This window comes from Psychrobacter cibarius (assembly GCF_904845955.1).
GTDB lineage: Bacteria > Pseudomonadota > Gammaproteobacteria > Pseudomonadales > Moraxellaceae > Psychrobacter > Psychrobacter cibarius_B.
On sequence record NZ_CAJGYX010000001.1, the window covers coordinates 257,998 to 280,438 of the forward strand.

General features: G+C 44.8%; 16 protein-coding genes and 1 pseudogene. 3 read left to right on the top strand and 14 right to left on the bottom strand.

What is annotated here, in order from left to right:
* Positions 1–107 precede the first annotated feature (107 nt).
* From JMV76_RS01005 to JMV76_RS01015, 3 genes are all read right to left on the bottom strand, one after another.
* The gene (locus JMV76_RS01005) at positions 108–452 is read right to left on the bottom strand and encodes a phospholipase D-like domain-containing protein (RefSeq protein ID WP_201501306.1); all 345 of its coding nucleotides are present in this window, start codon (positions 450–452) and stop codon (positions 108–110) included.
* 23 nt (positions 453–475) lie between these two features.
* Positions 476–898 (bottom strand): hypothetical protein, encoded by a 423-nt coding sequence (locus JMV76_RS01010; RefSeq protein ID WP_201501307.1) that lies wholly within the window; start codon positions 896–898, stop codon positions 476–478.
* Positions 899–1,365: 467 nt separating this feature from the next.
* Complete coding sequence (locus tag JMV76_RS01015) at positions 1,366–2,016, bottom strand: glutathione S-transferase (protein WP_201501308.1); 651 nt, start codon at positions 2,014–2,016, stop codon at positions 1,366–1,368.
* A 186-nt stretch (positions 2,017–2,202) separates the two neighbouring features.
* Between JMV76_RS01015 and JMV76_RS01020 the strand changes: the two genes are divergently transcribed.
* The gene (locus JMV76_RS01020) at positions 2,203–2,553 is read left to right on the top strand and encodes a DUF3817 domain-containing protein (RefSeq protein WP_227689988.1); all 351 of its coding nucleotides are present in this window, start codon (positions 2,203–2,205) and stop codon (positions 2,551–2,553) included.
* A 154-nt stretch (positions 2,554–2,707) separates the two neighbouring features.
* Here JMV76_RS01020 and fhuB read toward each other — a convergent pair whose 3' ends face one another.
* From fhuB to JMV76_RS01060, 10 genes and pseudogenes are all read right to left on the bottom strand, one after another.
* On the bottom strand, positions 2,708–4,876 hold the full coding sequence (gene fhuB / locus JMV76_RS01025; RefSeq protein WP_227689991.1) for a Fe(3+)-hydroxamate ABC transporter permease FhuB: 2,169 nt from the start codon (positions 4,874–4,876) through the stop codon (positions 2,708–2,710).
* The gene (locus JMV76_RS01030; RefSeq protein WP_227681706.1) at positions 4,873–5,784 is read right to left on the bottom strand and encodes an ABC transporter substrate-binding protein; all 912 of its coding nucleotides are present in this window, start codon (positions 5,782–5,784) and stop codon (positions 4,873–4,875) included. Before JMV76_RS01030 ends, fhuB begins: the two co-directional genes overlap by 4 nt.
* Positions 5,785–6,040: 256 nt before the next feature.
* Positions 6,041–6,805: an ABC transporter ATP-binding protein gene (locus JMV76_RS01035; RefSeq protein ID WP_201501309.1), complete on the bottom strand. Its 765-nt coding sequence runs from the start codon at positions 6,803–6,805 to the stop codon at positions 6,041–6,043.
* A gap of 558 nt (positions 6,806–7,363) precedes the next feature.
* Positions 7,364–7,585, bottom strand: a complete 222-nt coding sequence (locus JMV76_RS14690) for a hypothetical protein (protein ID WP_227689993.1) — start codon at positions 7,583–7,585, stop codon at positions 7,364–7,366.
* A gap of 58 nt (positions 7,586–7,643) precedes the next feature.
* Complete coding sequence (cobA, locus tag JMV76_RS01040) at positions 7,644–8,288, bottom strand: uroporphyrinogen-III C-methyltransferase (RefSeq protein WP_227689995.1); 645 nt, start codon at positions 8,286–8,288, stop codon at positions 7,644–7,646.
* Between the two features lie 167 nt (positions 8,289–8,455).
* Complete coding sequence (locus JMV76_RS01045; RefSeq protein ID WP_201501310.1) at positions 8,456–11,935, bottom strand: molybdopterin-dependent oxidoreductase; 3,480 nt, start codon at positions 11,933–11,935, stop codon at positions 8,456–8,458.
* The gene (locus JMV76_RS14695) at positions 11,932–12,525 is read right to left on the bottom strand and encodes a hypothetical protein (RefSeq protein WP_374190035.1); all 594 of its coding nucleotides are present in this window, start codon (positions 12,523–12,525) and stop codon (positions 11,932–11,934) included. Before JMV76_RS14695 ends, JMV76_RS01045 begins: the two co-directional genes overlap by 4 nt.
* A 6-nt stretch (positions 12,526–12,531) precedes the next feature.
* Positions 12,532–13,409, bottom strand: a pseudogene (locus tag JMV76_RS14700) (NAD(P)/FAD-dependent oxidoreductase); the annotation flags it as partial.
* A 52-nt stretch (positions 13,410–13,461) separates the two neighbouring features.
* Positions 13,462–15,669, bottom strand: coding sequence for a protein kinase domain-containing protein (locus JMV76_RS01055; RefSeq protein WP_307783594.1), 2,208 nt, complete (start codon positions 15,667–15,669; stop codon positions 13,462–13,464).
* Positions 15,670–15,685: 16 nt separating this feature from the next.
* Positions 15,686–17,194, bottom strand: a complete 1,509-nt coding sequence (locus tag JMV76_RS01060; RefSeq protein ID WP_201501311.1) for a NarK family nitrate/nitrite MFS transporter — start codon at positions 17,192–17,194, stop codon at positions 15,686–15,688.
* A 632-nt stretch (positions 17,195–17,826) separates the two neighbouring features.
* Here JMV76_RS01060 and nirB point away from each other — a divergent pair.
* Positions 17,827–20,427 (top strand): nitrite reductase large subunit NirB, encoded by a 2,601-nt coding sequence (gene nirB / locus JMV76_RS01065; protein WP_201501312.1) that lies wholly within the window; start codon positions 17,827–17,829, stop codon positions 20,425–20,427.
* A gap of 149 nt (positions 20,428–20,576) precedes the next feature.
* Positions 20,577–20,927, top strand: coding sequence for a nitrite reductase small subunit NirD (nirD, locus tag JMV76_RS01070; RefSeq protein WP_201501313.1), 351 nt, complete (start codon positions 20,577–20,579; stop codon positions 20,925–20,927).
* A gap of 85 nt (positions 20,928–21,012) precedes the next feature.
* Here the strand turns inward: nirD and nhaC are convergent, their stop codons facing one another.
* Positions 21,013–22,401, bottom strand: a complete 1,389-nt coding sequence (gene nhaC / locus JMV76_RS01075) for a Na+/H+ antiporter NhaC (RefSeq protein ID WP_055124079.1) — start codon at positions 22,399–22,401, stop codon at positions 21,013–21,015.
* Positions 22,402–22,441 lie beyond the last annotated feature (40 nt).

The following is a 22,441-nucleotide window of genomic DNA, read 5'->3' on the forward strand; positions in this document are numbered from 1 at the left end:
ATTATAGCTCATAATCCCATATAGCACTGTTCATCATATATAGTACTATTCTCTATAGCTACAAAAGCCACTCAACTGGTAACCACCCTATTATCGTCAAGATAATGTTAAGCAGGGTACTTTGTCCAGGCTCCGAGACGCTCATCGATCCAGACGAGCCTTCCATTACGCTGCTCTACTCGCCAAGTAAGGCCAACCATGCCCTCGTCAAATGCTTTGTGCAGTTTCTGTGCCATCTGTTCACTGTTAATCATTAAACCCATTTCGGTATTGAGCGCAGTCGAACGGAGGTCAAAATTGAACGAGCCAATAAAAATGCGCTTTCCATCTACCGCAAAGGTTTTCGCGTGAAGACTGGCTTTTGACGATCTGAACGCTCCTAGATGGTCAGCGGGTGCACCAGACGCAGCTTGGCTACGTAGCTCAAAAAGGCTGACGCCACTTTCAAGCATGGCCTTGCTTTGTTATTATTTTATTAGCTAGCGAGCTGAAGCTTTTTTACGTTACCCATAAGTGCGCTAAGATTTTTCTCAAGCTTACTTTTTTCTAGCTTCATTCTAACGACAACCTTAATAATCTCATCAGCTATCTCTTTATTGCCTTCAGCCACTGCCTGCTGCAATGCTAGGCCTTCACGCATAATAGAAACCCTTAAAGGCTCGATCTTATAAATAATACGGTTGATAGATTTATGCAGATCCGACTGTCTATAGCACTCTTTTACCTTAGATGATTTATATAAGAGACTGTTTTTATCACTTTTTGCGCGGGCTAGATCGATATAATCAGCCGATATCTTGTCAGCATAATCATCTTGAATACCAATCTCTAAAATATTTTTTACTAATATGATATCGATTTTTTCTAATTCAGTCTCTTTAATGGCACTTTTTAACATTTCAAACAGTCCTTCGTAAATGTTGGGATTAGGGTTGAATTAAGTGGTTATCGCGTATAAAGAGCAAAGCCATCGGCGTCACTATAATTGGCACGTGGATTCGTTGTTTGCGCACTCTTATATTCACACTCGTATAAAAGTTACTTTAACAACCATGCCAATCAATTCGTAATAGAGGTCACTCAAGAATATTTATATATTGATACACTTATGTTCATTCTAACCTAAGAGTACAAGTGTACACAATAGGCATTCAACCCTTTTAATACAAAGGTTATGAAAAGCGGCTATCAAACTGCCATAGATTGATATTTATTTTGAGAATAGTACTGTTGAGGTCTATCAAAATGATGAGGTTAAACAACTCCCTCACTATTAGGAATAGTTTAATGACGCGTGGATTCTTGCTAGACATATCTAAAATAGATTGATGAAATATTTACAAAGAAATGAGTGAGCTACTTTTGCTAAGAAGGAAAAATCACTGGCTCATCGCCATCTTGCCAAGGTTGAAACTTGGTCATGGCTTGTATAAATAATGGATGTGCAAGCCAGTTTTTTAGCCATATTTGCAGTTTAGGATAAGGCAAACTGTAAAAAACGTCGCGATCTACATGAGCAAATTGGCGGACAAATGGCATAATGCCGATATCGGCAATGGTCACACTGTCTCCTAGCAAATAAGTATTTTTAGTAAGCAACTCTTCTAAAATCTGTAGAAATGCTTCTCCTTTTTTCCGATATTCTGTTTGGGTAATTTCAAGATGACGGTCAGTATATTTATAGCGATCTAGCCAATGCTTAAACTCCTGATCGTTTTGCTCAATTAACGTATTACCTTGATGCAAAGTCTTAGGGTTCATCAGCTCTTGTGGATCTTGCTGTTCAAGCGCCCACTCCATTATTTCCCGACTCTCTTCAATCACAACACCATCAGCGATCTGTAAAACTGGCACGGTGCCTTTTGGGCTAATCGCTAGCATGTGCGCAGGTTTGTTTTTCAAGGTGATCTCCCGTAGCTCTACTGGCAACTCGGCAAACAACAGACCGAGACGCGCGCGCATGGCATAAGGACAGCGACGAAAAGAGTAAAGACAAGAAAGGGAGTAAGCAGTCATATATTTTTTCACAGTTAAAACGAGATCAGTAGCCTTAGAATCACTGACATCAAGAGTCATTTAGTTTCGTTACTGATCTCTATTAAGGGTTGGTAAAATTAATACTTCAAAGCATTGAACAAAGCCAGTATCATAGCGACATTGAAAAACCCTTACCTTATTTATTATAAACAAAAGGAAGATATAGTGTCGCAGGCTCAGACAACTATCACAGAAACACCTCATCTCACAAAAGATCAGAACTCTGTATTAAAGATTCTTACGATCATGGGTTACTTGGAAGGTACGTCCTTCTTATTACTACTTTGCATCGCCATGCCGCTAAAGTACATGATGGGTATTGCAGAAGCGGTCACCTACATAGGGATGGCTCATGGCGGATTGTTCATCGCGTATATTTTAATGCTGTTGATAGCCACCACCAAAATCAAAATGCCGCTTTGGGCGATGCCAGCAGGGGTACTCGGATCCTTTTTGCCCCTTGGTCCGTTTATATTCGATCATTTATTAAAAAAGAACTTGAATAAAAAAGCTTAAAACCCCTTCAAAGTAATGTCAAATGACTTACTGAATATGATAAACGTTGGTGATTTTAAGGTATAGCGCTGTTTAAGCGCTGGACGGTATGTATTAATGACTGATCATGATGGCTGATTATAGTTATTCGTCAGTCATTAATTTCCCATAAAAACTATCCACTCACTGCGACTGGTACTTTACGAATCAGCCATAAAAAGTACGCGCCGCCAATGATAGCCGCAATCGTACCCGCAGGCAGCTCATAAGGGAAAATAACATAACGCCCAATCCAGTCTGCTATTACCATCACCCCTGCGCCTAACAAAGCCGCTAATGGCAATTGGCGCTCAAGCCTTACCGCACCAAGTGACGTCGCCAAATGTGGCACCATTAGACCAATGAAACTCAATGGCCCAACCGCAAGCGTACTGGCAGTACTTAGCGCCGCCACCAACACCAATAACGCGAGTGTCACTGGTGTCACTGCCACCCCTAAATTACGAGCGACCCCTGTACCCAAACCAAGCACTCTTAAGGGTTTGATAAGCAATAAGCTGAGGGCAAATAAAATGAGGGCAATGCCGATAAGATACCACACGGTGCTAGGCTGAGCGCTATAAGTCGTTCCCGATAGCCAGCTAAGCATCGCTTCTAGGCGTGGATCGCCAGACAGCTTGACCATGTGCATCACCCCATCCATCATCGCGGCAATACCGATACCGACCAGTAATAGATAGCCAGAACTTACCTTACGTGCCAGCCAAATAACCAGCAATAACACAGCCATCGCTCCTGATAATCCTGAGATTAATAAAGTACCAGCTCCGGCAGATAGCCCTAAGCTTGGTAGCAGTAAAAATCCTAAGATAACCCCAAGCGCCGCGCCCGAGCTCACACCCAATACTTCTGGACTTGCCATCGGATTGCGGGTGAGTGTTTGCAATAACACACCAGCGATGGCCAACATCAGACCTGTTGCCGCAGCGCTCAAACTGCGCGGTAGCCGATACTGCTGGGTGATCGCCCAATCGGTACTTAGTCCCCAGCCACTGACGTCTTGGACAAAAAAACAGGCAAGTATGATTATCATTACCACGCCAAGAGTCCAGCGCCACCATGCCACAGGTGCATGCTTGCCCGTTAGCATCGGGGTTACTGTTTCTATCCGCTCGCGGCGCTGACGCAAAATCAGCCAAATAATCAGTGGTGCACCAAGAATACCCGTCATCGCCCCTGCTGGAATTTGCATATTTAGTATGGGTTCGAGTAATAAAGCAACATTGCTAGTCAGCCATAAAAGCAACGCCCCTAAGACAAAGGCTGCAAGCAGACGTTTGCTAATAGAAGCGACTCCCAGTGCATTGACCAGACTGGCAGCGCCAAGACCGATAAAACCGATTAGACCAACTTCGCTAACCACCAAAGCGGTAACGACCGCCACAATAAGCACTACCAATGCACGAATACCGTTAATCGGCACGCCCAAGCGCTTGGCTTGTGAGTCATCGAGACTCATCAAGGTTAATGGTTTTAACAAGGGTAGACAGACAACCGCCATCACGACGGCTGTTATCGCTAGCATCGTACTGGTATACCAGCTATTCTGTGCCAAAAATCCCGCCGCCCACGACAGCATACCATTACTACGTTCAGCAAAAAACAACACCAAAACATTGGCAACGGCGGCAAGTAGAATGTTTACCACCAAGCCTGCCAATATTAAAATGAGCGGATTAAAACGACTGGGTGCTGACAATACAAAGACCAGTCCCATACTAATAAGCGCGCCGACAAAGGCCACATAAAGTCCGCCATAAATCGCTAAGCTTGGCAAAAACAAGGTCACAATGAGCATGGCCAATTGTGCACCAACGCCGACGCCCAATGTGGTGTCTGACGCTAATGGGTTTTTGACCAGCTGCTGTAGCAAAATACTGACAACCCCAAGCAGACCACCTGCCAATAGCGCCACTATGCTAGTCGCCACTATATGCAGCTGCGTCGCAAGACTGATAATGTCCAATTGCGAGCTTGGAATAAACAAATCACTGATTGGGCGTGTCCACTCCTGAGCGATTAATGCCCACGTGCTCCATACTGACAATATTACAAGGATAATCATTACTGCCCAGATGCGCCATGTATCCTCAAATACCGAAGGTAGTTTCCTAGGTAATTTTGGTGCTGGATTGGGAGGTTTTTGCATAAGCTTGGAGTGTTGCTCTGATGGTGTTTTCAATGTGGGCGACTGAGACGCTGCAAGTGAAGTCATAGGTTTGACATAATCAGTAGTATTATTGGTATGAGAGTGATGAGTCTGTGCGGCAGTATTAATAGTCATGATGCTGCCCCACCTTTTAATGTCACTGTTGATAAATTATTTGCCAAGCCGACCAGTGACGACATGCCACCATAAATCCATATGGGTGGCAGCTCACCCACGCAGCGCTCGTCGCCATAGCCTAGACGCTGCCAAACCAAACTGTCTTTAATCTCAGCTCGGGTTATCGGACTTAAAGGATCGATGATTAATAGGCAGGTCTCATTATCCAATTGAGCCAAGTCGCCCATTCGAATGGGGACAAACCCCCATTGATTGCCTTTGCCCAATACATCAAGCCCTTTGCCCATCTCTTTTAGCACGGGCTGAAACAAACTATTTTTGACATACATGCGCATGTTATTGGCATCAGCAAACTGTACAACGGCAAATCTCTTTACTTTTGGATAGCGCTGCTGCAGACGCTCACTTGCCAGTTTGATATCTGTCTGACTTTTTGTAATATAGCTTTCAGCCAAGGCTGGTTCATCAATTAGCTGTCCCAACTGACGAGTCGGCTCAGTATAATCTGCCCAAGTTGCAGTATCACCTTTAGCGGCGAACATGACCGACTCAGAGGGCACATCTCCATAGAGATTGCGGGCATGCTCATAAAAAAAGTTATCGATGACCAAATCGACAGGCAATTGGGCAACCAATTCCGCATTAGGCTGATAGCGAATGCCCAAATCAATGATTGAGGTTGGCAGTTCAGGCGTACCTACCCATCTGTCCCACACCCTCACATCACCCGTAGCTATCGGGGGGTAACCCATGGCGGTCAAGGTTGCCGCATTGCCCCAATCAGGTGAGACTATATTGATGTTAGCGTTATCTGTATTGCCCACTTGAGCGTCTTTTTGTGCCGTTATTGGTTGGTGACAGGCCGTCAGCATAGTGGTCAGTGTTAAGCTTGCTATGAGCGGCAAACACTTATATTTACTGATAGTGAGATTTGAGCCAGCTTTTATACAAGGTTTTATGAAAGATTTTATGGCTATTAAAGAGAACAGAGATTTATAAAGAGCAGGAAACATGGCGGCCTATCTTTTGCGCGAATAAGAGAAAATAAATGAAAAAGATGAGGCAAATACTAGGGCATGCCCTCATTTTAAAAACGGTCATAAAAATTTAACCATTTTTAGCCTACTTATTCATTTTCGTTCAGATTGATGATATGCCCTACTAAGCAACGGCGACTGGCTGCCCCGTTATAGGATGACTAAGCAGCTGCATATCGACGTTAAAAATCTTGTGCAATACTGTCGGTTGCATGGTGCTGCCGATATCACCGTTATGGCAAATACGACCGTTTTTTAAGGCGATAACTCGATCGGCATACTGCGCGGCCAAATTAATATCATGCAAAATAATAACCACACTCAAGCCCTGCTCATCCACCAAACGACGTATAAGCTGGATAACTTCAAGCTGATAGTGCATATCAAGCGCGGCTAATGGCTCATCAAGTAATAAATATCTGGTGTCTTGTGCCAGACACATAGCAAGCCAAACGCGAGCGCGCTCGCCACCTGAAAGCGTGGCCGTAATGCGGTCAGCGAACGCCTCTGTTTGGGTGATGCGCATGGCTTCTATTACTTTATCTTTGTCTATTTGGTTGGGCTTTTGCAGCCATTTTTGATGCGGATAACGTCCTATCATGACCAGCTCACGTACTGAAAACCCAGCGGCTTCTGGTAGTTGCTGTGGCAAATATGCCATTTGTCGCGCCAGCGCTTTGCTACTGTAATCACTGATACGGCGCTCATCCAAGCTGATACTACCGCCATTACTTATCATCTCGCCTGCCAGCGCTTTGATTAAAGTCGATTTTCCTGAACCATTATGTCCAACCAAAGCGACCAATTGGTTGCTATCAATCTCACAGCTTACATTGTCTAGTAAGGTATTACCTTGGCGACTGATGGTCAATTGGTTTGCACGTAACATATCTGTACTCATCATTAATTTAAATCGTTGTATTTATATTGGACAGCCAATAAAAACCGATTTTACTCGTAAACGATAATAAAAACAATTATCATTAACTTAAAATATTATTCTTTTTGTTCCCGCTCGCTGTTGCTTGTAAGTATATATACGACCGATTTTCTTTTATCTGTGACACGTAACCCTCAAATACAAGCCTAATTCTTTATCACCTTAATCATTTTTGAACTCGCACAAACCATTACTCATATCAATGAAGAACACTTCGATGAGTTGAGATAAGCTAATTGGTTTTTTAGTCGCTTTTTTTCTTTAACCACCAAAGAGCTATCTAGTACCAACGTCAGTAACAGCTATCTATGCCGAAGCGATGGCTGTACAAGTATCATTGAAAGACACAAAAAAACGTCTGCTCACTCTCTTGAACAAACGTTTTTACTCCCCTGTACAGCGCCTACTACACAACTTAGCGAGCTGCCAACCCGGTAAATTTTGCTCAAACAGTAAGCATATAAAAAGTTCGTTTTGACAGCGCAAGCTGAGAGACAAACCCAGTCTTTAAGCAACACTCACAGCGGGCAAAACATTGTCTGGCTTGCCACTGGGCGTGATATTGCTATGATTGATGAAGTGAAGCGCCTTTTGTTTGATAGCATTTATATTGTAATCGATAAGCTCGGCATGCAGAGTGACCACATCACCCATGATAAGTAAAGCAGGTGTCGGTAGCTTGGCGGTGGCTTGTAATTCAGCGATGCTGGCAAGCGTACCGACAAGCAATTGCTGCGTAGGTAGACTGGCATGACTGATAATAGCAAAAGGCGCTTCACTTCATCAATCATGGCAATATCACGCCCAGTGGCAAGTCATGCAAACGGTGTAAGCCCATATAAAAAACAACCGTTTGGGTAGTATCAAGCAATTCTTTATAATCGTTATTCGGCGCGCCATTTTTTTTGCAAGCAGTGATGAACTTAACCGATTGCGCATGATCACGGTGCGTTAGTGGAATCCCTGCGCGGCTTGCAGCAGCACTGGCAGCCGTAATACCCGGAATAGATTCAAAATAAATACCATGACGTACCACCTCTTGCAGCTCTTCACCACCGCGTCCAAAAATAAAAGGGTCACCACCTTTTAGCCTCACCACCGTTTTACCTGCCAGCGCGTGTTTGACCAATAGCTCGTTAATGCTCTGTTGTGATAAGGCATGATTGGCGCGGCGCTTACCGACGAATATTTTTTCGGCCGTGCTCGCGCACATATCCAAAACATCTTCGGATACTAAACTGTCATATAACACTACTTCTGCGCGCTGCATCACTCGCCATGCTTTTAAGGTTAATAACTCAGGATCACCAGAGCCTGCGCCGACCAAATATACCATGCCTTTTTTATGAGAATTTTTAGCATTTTCTATACAGTTTTGCCCTGCCAAGTCAGATGTTGGGCTGTTTGCAATAAGGACAGATAAATCAATCATGACGATAGTTCCTAATGACAGTATAAATACAGAAAACCATGTAATAAAAATAAGGTTATTCGATAGAAATCGACCGACCAGATAAGCGCTCAGGCTCGGCTAACCTGTGTTAACACAGTGCAACTAATTCTACATAACAAGTTGCAAGCGACGTGCCATCCCATCATTTAAGCTTGCGCCAATGAGGCGTATTCTGCGATTAATGCGTTGATTTGCCCCACGCAAGACCCACAATTAGTACCTGCGCGGCACTGCTTACCCACTGCCGCCGCACTACTACAATTATGCTGCGTAATAGCGTTGAGAATGGCATTTTTTCCAACCGACATACAAGAGCAGACCAAAGGTCCTGGATCAACATAACCACTGGCAGGCCGCCCCGCGAGCAACCACTTGTATCGTTGATTAACAGGTATCTGGCTAGTATCCGTAAAGCAGCTATCGAGCCAGCGTACACTCGGTAATTGCTTTTGCATTGGGGCAATATAGACTGCCATTATCAGTTGTGCGCTAGAGCTTTTACCATCGGACACTTGACGGTTGATAACAGGGCTATCTGCTCCTACCTTAGACTCAGTTTGGGTCACGATAAAACGTAATTGATACTGCACATTATCGACAGTAAACGCCGTATGCATGACACCCTTTTGAGAGTTTGGCGGTGATAATGATTGCATAGAGGTCATAAACTGCTGCCAAAACTCGGGGCACGCTAAGGTACTGCTAGACTCCATCATCGGGCTAGCGAGAGTAATCAAGACGCTGTTACTTTGATGACTCAAGCTCCAAGTAAGTGCAGGTAATGCCTCTGGCACAATATTATTTGAACGTGCTTCGCATTTTGTTTCAGATAATTCTTTCTCTGATGCTTTGGCAGAAAAATTGGCCAAAATAGTACGTAATTGCACTATAACAGCGTCTTGCCACTCAGGATGCACCAAAATCTTGCCAAATGATTGCATAGGAACAGGCGCGACGCTAATGGCTGAATTTTTGAGCTCTGGCTGCCCTGAATATGGATCGACCACTGTTGGAATAAGTGGGCCAACTCGGGCAAAGCTAGCAAAAGCATTGCTCCAATGCATGGGCATAAACGCATCACCAACGCGCAACATATCGCTAATGGCAACTTGAGCTAGTACGGTACTTGTGGACTCGTTGCCATCCATAGCTGTATTCATCGAGGTGTCACTGGCTGCCTCATTACTGGTCATACCGTTCTCATAGCTTTCATACCTGCGATGCAGTTGCACAAAATCATTATCTTGAACGCCAAGCTGCCGTGCATCGTTAGCGTGTATGGAAAGTGTCGGTACTGGCTGATGTTGATTTAACTGCGGTGCAAGGCCAGTGCGAGTCATGGTATGCCATTGATCGCGCAGCCTGCCCGTAATCAGGCGTAAATGAACCGCTTGGCTCTCAAATTGAGTATGATAATCAGATTCATGTTCAAAGGATGCTCGATTCTCAACAATCCGTTGGGTATTCTGCCTTCTTTGACGTCGATGCACATTGGCTACGCTCGCCTCGTCAGAGGGCGTAATCGCGATTAACTGTGACTTGATAACACTAGCAGTGGAATTAACGACCTCATTTGTTAAAGGTTTAATCTCATCAATCATAGAGATACGTGTGCCACCCCATTGAAACGGCAACATCTCCTCGTATGCTTGCTTACTGAGTGCGACTGGGGTATATATTTGATTGACGTTCTGGTTAATAGGCTGGCGAATAGATTGATCGACAGGTACCTCATTTGTCATTTCTGTCATTAAAGCAGACAAGTCTTTACTAAGATTCAGATAGCGAGGATAGTTCTTATTAGAATTGGATGTGCTTTGGTCGTCTGCGTTACCATAAGCGGTCAATGCCACATGCTCATTGAATATCTCGCTTGGCTGTTGGTAATCAAATCCCGTTAACCCCATGCGTGTGGCAACTTGAGACAGTATCCACCAATCTGGTTTGGCAAGCCCTACCGCAGGCATTAATGTCCGCTGCCGAGAAATGCGCCGTTCAGAATTGGTGACCGTTCCAGATTTTTCACCCCACCCTTGAGCGGGCAATACAATGTCGGCACACTGCACCGTGTCACTGTCTACCGAGCAATCAGAGACAATCACTAGATCGCACTCAGCAAGCGCTCGACGAAAATTATCGGCATCTGGCAAGCTGACCACAGGGTTGGTTGCCATAATCCAAATAGCCTTGATACGACCATCTAATATCGCAGCGGCAGCATCGCAGGCTTTCACACCCACGTTTGGCGAGATAGGCTGAGGCGAATGCCAAAAGTCTGCCACGAGCTGACGATGATCGGCATCGTCTAGTTCTAAATGAGCCGCTAATAGATTAGCAAGAGCGCCTACTTCTCGTCCGCCCATCGCATTAGGCTGTCCAGTGAGTGAAAACGGACTGGCCCCTACTTTGCCCACACGCCCTGTGAACAGATGAGTATTAATAATGGCATTGACCTTATCAGTCCCACTTTGTGACTGATTGACACCCATGCTAAAAGCAGTGACTGTTTTATCAGTGGCAGCAACGCATTCATAAAACTGGCGGATACTGTCCGCCGATACTTGGCAGGCGTGTGCAACTTTGTCGATGCTCCATGCTTTGGCCGCATTCACCGCATCATCAACGCCCAAACTTTGGTTAACATATTCATCATTTTGGCAACCGTGCTGATCTAGGTAATGCAGCAACCCATTATATAAATGTGTATCCGTGCCCGCAGCAATTGGTAAATGTAAATCGGCAAATTCACAAGAGTCGGTACGGCGCGGGTCTATCACAATCATTTTTTTATTAGGATTGGCTTCTTTGGCGGCTAAAAATCGACCAAACAAAATAGGGTGGCACCATGCCATGTTTGAACCTATCAGCACCAACAAATCGCAAGCCTCTAAATCCTCGTAATTACCCGGCACAAGGTCTGCGCCAAACGCACGTTGGTGCCCTGCTACTGCGGAAGGCATACACAGGCGAGAGTAGGAGTCGATATTGTTATTACCAATAAACCCTTTAATAAATTTATTGGCGACGTAGTAATCTTCAGTTAGTAATTGACCTGAGACATAAAACATAATGCTGTCTCGACCGTGTTTGTCGATGGTGTCATTTAAACGACTGGCAACATCCTCTAGTACGGTGTCCCAGTCTGTCTGCTTTATAAGTGGCTTGTCAGATTTACGTTTGGCATTAAAATCGTTATCCAATTGCATAGGCTGATGCTGTTGCATTACTGCTTGCTTGTTTTGATAATATGGCTCGGTCAAGCGGCGCGCGGTTCCCAATGTTTGTGCCAGCGCACTCCCTTTGGAGCACAATTTACCAAAATTAGCAGGATGTTCAGGATCTCCTTTGACGCTCAGCACCTCTGTTGCATTCACGCTTGCTAAAACACCACACCCCACTCCGCAATAAGGGCACGTCGTACGGATAGTAATGGTCGAGCTATCAATCAAATCACCATCAGAGGACGACGATAATGATATTGCTTTTTTGATATTTTTGGCGGCACTTATGTCATGTGTCTCAATGACGTGGCCTGTCGTTTTTTGTACGCTATTAGGTAGGTTGTTCGATTTATTAGCTGACACTACTTTGCTAGCAGCAGATTTATTGGCGGTAGCATCATTCATAATGCATCCTCTAACAGTTCGGCCGCTTTATGATGATTGATGTTCTTGTCCGTATCATCAAGCTCTACATCGACTTCCGTAGTTGGCGAATTGTTAAGCGTAATTTCATCCAAATGACAATATGCTTCGCCAAATATGAGTGTGTCTTTGATAGGCGTAATATCAACGTTATCTATAATTAACTGACTATAAAATCTGCCATCACTGGTGTCTCCATAAAGCACAGCACCAATGAGTTTGTTTTCTTTGAGGTACAGACAATGATAATGGTTTAAGTCAGGCTGACGATATACGAGGGTCTCAATGGTGTCAGCTGCTTCGTCATCAAAAGCGATTTGCCCTGCAGAAAATGCCGACATACCAGACACTTTTAATTTTAATGATAGCGGTTTGCTCACAAAAGGAATCCAGTGGTCTGGCACGGCGGCTTTACCATCTATCACATTTATATCATTTTCTATCAAAGCATCTTTTAAAACCGTAACCAATGTATCCACTTGCTGATTGACTGGCGCCACCATTCCAAATAGCTCCCCCTCTCGCTCTATACACTCACCAATGGCATAAACATTGGGACAACTGGTGTGCATAAAATCATCGACGACAATACCGCGATTAACCTCAAGCCCGCTTTGTTTGGCACGGGTGTATTAGGTATCACGCCCACTGCCATCACGATGAAATCGGCCGCTAGCATGCGCCCGTCTTTTAAAGACAATCCACATACTTCTCCTGCATCATTCATCTCAATGGCCTCAGTATGTGCAGAAACCTCAAGACTAACCCCTCGGCGACTGAGCTCAGCTTGCAAAAGCTCAGCAGCTGGCAGGTCTAGTTGACGATTGAGTACATAGCCATCCATATGAATGACCGTCATGCTCGCGCCCTGTGCCGCCAACGCGCACGCAGCCTCCAATCCCAGTACGCCACCACCAATCACCAAACCCGTTTTTCCTTGGCGGGCATAGTCCATCAGGGCGGTCACATCGGCAAGGTCTCGAAACACATGCACACCTTTAGCTGTGTAATTGGGAAACGGAATGACTCGGGCAGTTGATCCTGTGGCCATCACTAACTTGGCATAATTGAGTGTTTGCCCATCATCCAACTCGATACATTGACACTTGGTATCTATTTTCTCTACCGCAACCCCAGCCAATACGGTGATACCTAGCTGCTCATACTCTGTTTTGTCGTACAAATAAGTATCTTCGAACGCTGTATCGCCAGCCAATACGGGTGATAACATAATGCGGTTATAGCCCACGTGCGGCTCTTTACTGATTAAAGTAATTGGCAAACGGGCGGTGTCATCATTCGATTGTGTGCGAGCAAGCTCAATGGCAAAACGACTGCCTGCCATGCCCGCCCCGATGATAACGATGCCAGCGTTTTTTTGATGACCTGATGCTAAGGCGTGAGTGTTGGTATGAGTATCAACCGTAGTGGTGGCTCGCGATATAGATAATGACATAGACAGTAAATCCCTTAGCCGCGCGGAGCAGCATTGAATGCAAAACAGCGTGTCATGAAAAGTACGCCAACAGCAATAAAATGATGACAAACTCTATGAAGCAAATGCCATGCCATACCAGTAGAGGGTTACGCTTAATGAGGGGTTCTGGGTCACGGCTGTGCGCCTTATTATCGGGGTTAAAATCTTGTAAAAACTCGCCAATGGCTTGATAGCGCGCGTTAGTGTTGACATGTAGCGCACGCATGAGTGCCTGTTGGCTGGCGTCCGGTACGTTCTGTTGCCGTAGCGGCTGCGCGGGCATCAGTAATGTTTGGTTTGGCATCATTAGTGTTTGGGTATTAAATGGCAATTGCCCTGTCAGCAATTCATAGCCAATCACTGCAATCGAGAACAAGTCAGAATGCACGCCTTTTGGTGCATCGGTGTAATATTCTGGTGCAGCATAGTGCAAATCACCATTTGGTGGTCGGGTGCTGTCTTTTAAGATAGAGGAACTGGCGGAACCAAAATCAATCAGTTTGACCGCGCCTGATTTGGTTAAAAGAATGTTTTCAGGTTTGATATCTTGATGTAGCAGATAGTTGCGATGCATGACTCGAACCGCCATGCCAATTTTGGTGAGTAAATCAAAGGTTTGCCACACATCACAAGGCGCATGACGATCCATAAAGTCCCGTAAACTCTCACCAGCGATATATTCAGTCAAATGATATAAGTATGTGGTACTTGCTGGTACTGGATAGTAACGCAGCAGCCCTGACTCACTGAGCCCAGAACCCACGTTATGACCAATATTGTTGGATGCAGGATTGACAGGCAATCGATTGGGATCAGCTTGATTGTAAGCCGACTCACCCGCGCGGCGATGTTTTGATAGGCTCAAACCAATTTTGCGTTCTTTTAAAAAATCACGCAGATAGTGACCATCGGCGACCGAATCTAAACTGGGTGATTTTAGAACAAAGTCATGGTTGTATTCATCTTGCACCCAGTACACGTGACTGCGAGCCGTACGAGCAATGATACCAATCACAGTAAAACCATCAATATGGTCGCCTATCTGTAAATCGGTTGGCAGCTGGTAGCGATTCACATCATGTATGATCGTATCCAGATTATCAAAGTCAATACCATCAAAATGACCAACACCTTTAGAGCCATTGATAGAAGTAAAATGGGCTGATCGTGTGTTCATACTCAGCATAACCATGCTTAGATTGTCATGACTGCCTGCACTAAAGGCTTGCTCGCACACGGCTTGACTGGTGTTAAACCCTAGCGGTAATTTGTGCGTAGTAGCCATCAACTGAAATATATCAGTCGCACTGCTGCACAGCTCAAATTGTAGCTCTGTGGGCTCTATATGCTCATAAACCCCATCTGTCATGATGGCCAAACACTCGTTTTGATGGAGGGTAAATACAGATTGTTGTAGCTCTAACTGGCTATCTGCGCCAATAGCTGCAGCAAGCGCTCCTTTGTCTTGGCCGCGGTGCACGCGGTGATCTTTGCTCAATACCGTCAGACAATCTACCCCAGCGCGGTATATTCGAGAGTCGCCTGTATGAAACAGGTGAATACGGTCACCAATACAGAGCAAGCCTGATAACGTAGACAACAATGGCGGTACCCGTTGATACGCTTGAGGGAAATATAGGATATCGTTGGCTTTGTTGACTGCTGTTTTGATGAGACTAGCGACTTGATCATCGTCAAAACTGATGGATGACGTCTCATCTTGTGATTGTGCCAGTGCGGTCAACCCCAATGTGATTTTGTGAGCAATGGTATTCACCACCAATCGACTTGCCTGTTTTGGAAACTGACAAGCGCTGACCCCATCTGCCATCAACACCAATAATGGGGCTGATGATGACGGGTGAGATCTTGCTTGAGATATTGAGCGATTGGCACTAGATGATTCTGTACCTGAACATTGATATGGTAGACAGGTGGTAATAAGTAAACTGTCTTGATTTTCCGTCTTGCGTCCTGCCATCGTGAAAAAATCAAGCCACCATAATGCAGTACTAGCATCATCAAAATTCTTACTTTCACCAGTCTCATCAATAGAGTGCCTATCAATACTCTCCATATTCTTGATGGCCTCATTGGCAACAAACTGATCTGTTTCTATTGCAGATGACGACTGACTGTTATTGATATTAGCTGCCATATCATCAGTGTTTTGGTACACATCACCATCAGCACTTTGACTATTATGTCTATTGGCGTTTGCTACGCTTGCTATCGTCATCTGTCTGCACCCCGTGTTATCTATGACTCACTTGTATTTCGGCAAATGTGCCATCTGGCATCTCTTCAATAATGATGCCTTCTGGCTCTTTTAAGAAAGACAAGGCAAAGAATCCAGCCACTGCTGTCGCGGCAATCACAAAGAAAAACACCTGATAAGACACCAGACTAAGCACCGTTAAATACACCACTGAACCAACATTGCCATACGCGCCTGTCATCCCTGCAAACTGCCCTGTCATACTGCGTTTGATCAGAGGAATCACTGCAAAAACAGCACCCTCACCTGCTTGTACAAAGAATGAGCAAAACATCGTGATTAACAATGCCAATGCAAGTGGCCACGTTGAGTCAAGGAAGCCCATCAACAGATACCCGATGGCCAAACCAGCTGTCAAAATCAATAAAGTTATTTTGCGACCAAACTTATCACTGAGCCAACCGCCACCTGGGCGTGACATGAGATTCATAAAGGCATAGCTCGATGCCAATACCCCTGCCATCACAATCGATAAACTAAAAGTTTCTTGGTAAAACAAAGGTAGCATCGACACGACGGCAAGCTCTGAGCCGAACGTGGCAAAATACAAAATATTTAAGATACCTACTTGCTTAAAATCATAACGATGCGCCGCTGGTACAGGCGTAGTGAATACCTCTTTATTAAAACGGTAGCTACTGATGAACTCGTAAACATACAGTATCGCAAGGCCAATATAGACCACGGTGACACTAGACTGGCTCAGTAAGCTCACACCATCAGGTGATAGTTTCCATGCCAATAATGCCAATGCCAAATACATAGGCAGTTTAAAAACCATCATTAACCAAAAATCACCCGATGACGTCACCATCATGGCACCTGATTTTTTGGGTTTAAAATAAGTAGCCCCTTTGGGTGTATTACGAGCCATCTTATAAAAAATGATGCTATAAAGCGCCATCACCACCCCTGATGTGGCTGTTGCATAACGCCACCCTTCATCACCGCCGAACACTGCTGCGGCACCAATCGCTATAGTTGGTAATAATAGTGCCGCTGCTGCCGAACCAAAATTACCCCAACCCCCATAAATACCCTCAGCTGTCCCCAATTCATTGGTTGGAAACCAATCACTCATCAAACGAATACCCACCACAAAACCTGCACCCACAAAACCCAGTAAAAACCGAGACAGCGCCAAAGTGTTGTAATCCTGCGCGAATGCAAAGGTAAAACAAGGAATAGCACCAATGGCTAAAATAGCGGTATATACAATGCGAGGGCCAAAACGGTCTGTCAGCATCCCGATAATCACGCGGGCAGGAATGGTCAATGCCACGTTTAAAATAAGTAACGTTTTGATTTGATCTTTACTCAGATTGAGTGTTTCTCCAATCGCTGATAGAAATGGTGCATGGTTGAACCATACAAAAAAGGTAAGGAAAAATGCCATCCAACCTAAATGAAGGATTTTATTTTTACCCGTAAATGACAAAACATTAAGCTTGTCTTTACTAGGCGCAACGGGGGCTGATGATGACATAGGCAACTTCCTCAAATGATTAACTTCAGGGTTCTGGCAACGTACTAAATGTTCAAAAAATACAGTATTCAAAAATGATAAGTAGCGATGTTTCAGGCGGTGCAATGGTTATGCCAGTTATTTGTGTACATTGCCAAATCTGTATAAAGGCCAGTGCACGTTAATTATCCAGGCGCCTTTACTAGCGGGTCTATAACCATCGCCACACCTGACGCTTATGCTAATAAAGCATTAACACAGCAGGTTTAAAACATTCCATCAGTCTCCCTTATAAACAGCAATAACATCCAACGTGGGGCACAGTAGTGTCTATTTTGGTGCATTAATTTCTGACATCGCAGTCGGCAATAACGGCATCTATCCTGATTTTTGGCAAGTCATAGCGCTAATTATGCTGACATAAAAACCTTTATACATAAGCGACTGGTCCCGATATGGCATGCCTTTATGCCTAATAGCAACGCGTAAAAACCCAGCTAATCAAAGTGCCATGGCATGATTATTGAATGCTCTGTAATAGTAGGTATTAAATGCTGTTTATCAGCTGTTGTTGAGGGACGGAGCCGTTTATAGCGTGATAAAAAAATAAACGACGACCGTACCCAACCAACCCCATTACTAAGGACAGACGCATGAGTAGCACTGCATTGAGCACAAAAAGTAAAGGCAATTTGGTGGTGATTGGCAACGGTATGGTCGGTCATCACTTTATTGAACGAGCAATTGAGCAAGGTCTACACCAGCAATTTGACATTCATGTATTTGCTGAAGAAGACCGCCCTGCTTATGACCGTGTTTATTTGTCGAGCTACTTTGAACATAAAGATGCCAGTAAGCTGAACCTAGTAGATTTAACGGCTTATGAATTATCAAAAGTTAATTTGCATTTGAATCAGTGTATTGTAGATATCGATTCGGCCAGTCAGCGTATTACTACTGAGGCAGGCGAGATTATTGAGTACTCTGAGTTGGTACTAGCGACTGGTTCATATCCTTTTGTGCCGCCTATCCCAGGCCGCGAGCATCCGCACTGCCACGTATACCGTACCATTGCAGATTTAGATGAGATTTTAGCGATTGCTGAACTGCCCACTGTCAAAAAAGGTGTGGTAGTCGGTGGCGGTTTACTGGGGCTTGAGGCTGCAAAAGCACTCGTGACGCTAGGTCTTGATACCTATGTGGTCGAGTTTGCGCCGCAATTGATGGGTGTTCAGCTTGATGCCGCTGGCGGTGAGATTTTAAAGCGAGAAATAGAAGCACTGGGTGTCAAAGTACTGACGGGGAAAAACACCAAAGAGATTCTATCTAACACTGCGCCGAACTCTGATGACACCAGCGGTGATGATCAACATTTAACCATGCAGTTTACAGATGGCACCTCTCTAACGACCGATATGATTGTGTTTAGCGCCGGTATTAGACCGCAAGATGGTCTCATTAAAAACAACCCCGAGTGCGGTATCGAAATGGGCGGGCGCGGTGGCATCTTGATCAATGAGCAATGTCGCACCAACGCTGATCATGTTTATGCCGTAGGCGAATGCGCAGTATGGGACAACAAAGTATTTGGTCTGGTGGCTCCCGGTTACAATATGGCCAGTATCTGTGCCGCGCAAATTGCTGGTGATAGCAAGCAGATATTTACGGGTGCTGACATGAGCACCAAGTTAAAACTGATGGGTGTGGATGTGGGTAGTATTGGCGATGCACATGGTACGAGTGACGGTAGCTTAAGCTATCTGTATCAAAACCCTGCTGAGGGCATCTATAAAAAACTGGTTACTACACCGGATAACAAGCGCTTGCTTGGTGCCGTATTGGTAGGCGACACCGAAGACTATAACAACCTATTGCAATTGTATTTAAATGACATTGACCTACCTGCACATCCCGAAAGTCTGATATTACCCAATGTCGAAAAACCCGTGATGGGCATCGACAATCTGCCAGATACCGCCACGATTTGCTCTTGTTATAACGTGACCAAAGGCGCTATCTGCTCCGCCGTCGAAAACGGCGCATACTCCGTCAGCGATGTAAAAACCATGACCAGTGCCAGTAGTGGCTGTGGTGGCTGTGCCCCTATGGTCAAAGATACAGTCAGCTATCAACTCACCGCCATGGGCTTTGAAGTAAACAATGACTTGTGTGAGCACTTTGCTTACTCTCGTCAAGATTTATATAGCCTGATTCGCGTGCTCGGTATCAAAACCTTTGATGAGTTACTGACTGAACATGGTAGCGGTCATGGCTGTGAGATCTGTAAACCAACAGTCGCCTCTATTTTAGCATCATGCTGGAATGACTACGTACTCAAAACTGAGCTCACACCACTACAGGACAGTAACGATTACTACTTAGGCAATATCCAAAAAGACGGCACTTATTCCGTCGTGCCGCGTGTACCGGGTGGTGAAATTACTGCAGATAAGCTCATCATACTGGGTCAAGTGGCGAAGCAATTTAATTTGTACACCAAAATCACTGGTGGGATGCGGGTCGATCTGTTTGGCGCGCGCATGGAGCAATTGCCTGATATTTGGACGCAACTGGTACAAGCAGGCTTTGAGACTGGCCATGCCTATGGTAAATCTTTACGTACCGTGAAATCTTGTATTGGCAATAACTGGTGCCGCTACGGCGTCGATGACAGCATTGGCCTAGCCTTGAGGTTAGAGGATCGTTATAAAGGTGTGCGCTCACCGCACAAAATCAAAATGGGTGTATCAGGCTGTATGCGCGAATGTGCTGAGGCGCAAAGTAAAGACTTTGGCATGATTGCGACTGAAAACGGCTGGAATTTATTTGTCTGCGGTAATGGTGGTATTACCCCGCGTCATGGTGAGCTGTTCGCCACTGATCTCGATACCGAGACCATGGTCAAATACATCGACCGCATCATTATGTTCTATATCAAAACAGCAGACAAGCTACAGCGTACCTCAAAGTGGCGTGAAAGCTTAGATGGCGGACTTGACTATCTGAAGGCTGTCATTATCGAAGACAGCTTAGGCATAGCAGATGAGCTTGAAGCTCAAATGCAATTGTTGGTCGACAATTACGTGTGTGAGTGGGCGGCGACGATTAACGACACTGAAAAACTCAAACGTTTCCGTCATTTTGTAAACAGTGAGCAAGGCGATGAAAATGTCGTTTTCGTGACCGATCGTGAGCAGATTCGCCCAGCGACTGATGCTGAGAAAGCAACCATTAAACTGGTTGAATTGGCTTAGCCAGTGATGAATACCTTGTTTGTTATCACAAAATTCAAGGTGCTGTTTTTTCGATGAGTTTCTCGACTCACGCTTTGCAACTCACAACTTGTCGCTCACGATTTATCACTCATACAGAGTAATATTATCATCACTAAGGATACCGCCTCATGAACCAACAGACTATTTGTACACTTGACGATATCATTCCTGAAACTGGTGTGTGTGCACTAATAGATGGCAAACAAATTGCTATTTTTCGTACCAAACAGAACGATTTATTTGCTCTTGATAATTACGATCCATTCAGTCAGGCTAATGTACTATCTCGAGGTTTAATTGGTGGTACCACAGTTACAGATGACACAGGAACAGCAAAAGAAGTACTTTATGTGGCCTCGCCCATCTATAAGCAACGCTTTAACCTAGCTACTGGTCAGTGTTTAGATGATGAGAGCGTGATGCTGGATGCATATCAGGTCGTCTTAAATGACAACAATGTCATGATTGCAAGGGTATAAATAAAAACTAGGGCTTGTTATGTTGTCTTAGAAGACACAAGCCCTAGCGTTTTAATGCAGAGTTTAGAGACAAAAGTTTTTCGGGTCACTGACTCTTGAGTCGGCTGATGGTAATTCCCGTAAAACCAAACAATATCGTTAGTAACAGCGATAAATAACAGAAGAACGCATAAGGCAGATAATCAAGCACGGGCACGCCTAATGCTTGGCTGATAAACACACCGCACACACTCCAAGGCACTAGAGGATTGATGACCGTACCTGCATCTTCAATGGTACGAGACAGGTTTTTTGGGTGTAAATTCAACCGCTCAAACGTCGGACGAAAGGCAGTACCAGATAATAAAATACTCAAATACTGCTCGCCAATAAGCACGTTAATACTCAGAGCAGACATGGCAGCGGCAAATATGGCGCGTCCTGATGTGGTTAATGTGTCTTTAATCCCTGATAACAGTGCTGGCAAAATACCCAATGCTGTGAGCAAGCCACCGAGACTGAGTGCCAATATTACAATCGCTTGAGTGAAGAACATACTCTGCACACCGCCGCGCGATAGCATACCACCGACTTCACCCAGCTCTAACGATTCAGCCGGTGCATAGCCTGCAAATAAATAGCCGCCTAATTGTCCAAAGCTCGGCGAGCTGTGCAAATAAGTAATAATCAATGCTGCCACAATGGTACAAATAATCGTATAAATGGCATTGACACGAAAAACTGCCAACCCAACCAGTACCACAAATGGCAATACCGCATAACCATGTACCAAGCCACTTTCAATCAACTGACCTTGCAATACGGTTACTTGACTCAAGTCAGAGCCTGCGGTCTGCCCAGAGAAAAACCAAAAAATAATGACCGTGAGTATCCACGCTGGTACCGTGGTATACATCATATTGCGAATATGCTCAAACAAATCAATACCCACCACCGATGAAGCAATGGTACAGGTGTCTGATAACGGCGACATTTTATCACCGAAAAACGCCCCTGAAACCACCGCACCAGCCGCAATCGCCACGTTGGCATCAAAGGCATTACTCATACCAATAAAAGCCACACCCAATGTCGCCGCGGTGGTCAAACTACTGCCCAAGGCAATACCAATAATAGAGGTCAATACAAAGGCTGAAATGTAATAATACTCTGGTGAAATCAACTGAAAACCAAAATACATCAGCGTTGGAATAGCACCAGACATCATTAAAGCGGCGACCATCAAACCAATAAAGAAGAATAGATAGATCGCACCGATACCACGCATGACACCCGATGCCATTTGCGCTTGCATGTCATCAAAGGTCAAGCCTTTAAACAGACCAATGCCCAGCAAGACACAAATAGCGAGTATCAATGATAAATGCGGTACCCAGCCAAAACCTATCATGGTAACGCCCATAATAGCGATGACAATGGCAGAAATCATAAATGCCAGTTGAGGTGAAATTTGGGTTAATATTTTTGGAGGCATCACACATCCTTAGCTTGCCAGTCAAATCTGGCGTTAGGGT

Excerpts from the sequence above, each read along its gene's own strand:
- JMV76_RS01005 (WP_201501306.1), bottom strand. The coding sequence starts at position 452 with ATGCTTGAAAGTGGCGTCAGCCTTTTTGAGCTACGTAGCCAAGCTGCG.
- JMV76_RS01060 (WP_201501311.1), bottom strand. The coding sequence starts at position 17,194 with ATGTCATCATCAGCCCCCGTTGCGCCTAGTAAAGACAAGCTTAATGTT.
- JMV76_RS01045 (WP_201501310.1), bottom strand. The coding sequence starts at position 11,935 with ATGAATGATGCTACCGCCAATAAATCTGCTGCTAGCAAAGTAGTGTCA.
- JMV76_RS14695 (WP_374190035.1), bottom strand. The coding sequence starts at position 12,525 with ATGCACACCAGTTGTCCCAATGTTTATGCCATTGGTGAGTGTATAGAG.
- nirD (WP_201501313.1), top strand. The coding sequence starts at position 20,577 with ATGAACCAACAGACTATTTGTACACTTGACGATATCATTCCTGAAACT.
- nirB (WP_201501312.1), top strand. The coding sequence starts at position 17,827 with ATGAGTAGCACTGCATTGAGCACAAAAAGTAAAGGCAATTTGGTGGTG.
- JMV76_RS01035 (WP_201501309.1), bottom strand. The coding sequence starts at position 6,805 with ATGTTACGTGCAAACCAATTGACCATCAGTCGCCAAGGTAATACCTTA.
- cobA (WP_227689995.1), bottom strand. The coding sequence starts at position 8,288 with ATGATTGATTTATCTGTCCTTATTGCAAACAGCCCAACATCTGACTTG.
- JMV76_RS01015 (WP_201501308.1), bottom strand. The coding sequence starts at position 2,016 with ATGACTGCTTACTCCCTTTCTTGTCTTTACTCTTTTCGTCGCTGTCCT.
- JMV76_RS01055 (WP_307783594.1), bottom strand. The coding sequence starts at position 15,669 with ATGACGATAGCAAGCGTAGCAAACGCCAATAGACATAATAGTCAAAGT.
- fhuB (WP_227689991.1), bottom strand. The coding sequence starts at position 4,876 with ATGACTATTAATACTGCCGCACAGACTCATCACTCTCATACCAATAAT.
- JMV76_RS01010 (WP_201501307.1), bottom strand. The coding sequence starts at position 898 with ATGTTAAAAAGTGCCATTAAAGAGACTGAATTAGAAAAAATCGATATC.
- nhaC (WP_055124079.1), bottom strand. The coding sequence starts at position 22,401 with ATGCCTCCAAAAATATTAACCCAAATTTCACCTCAACTGGCATTTATG.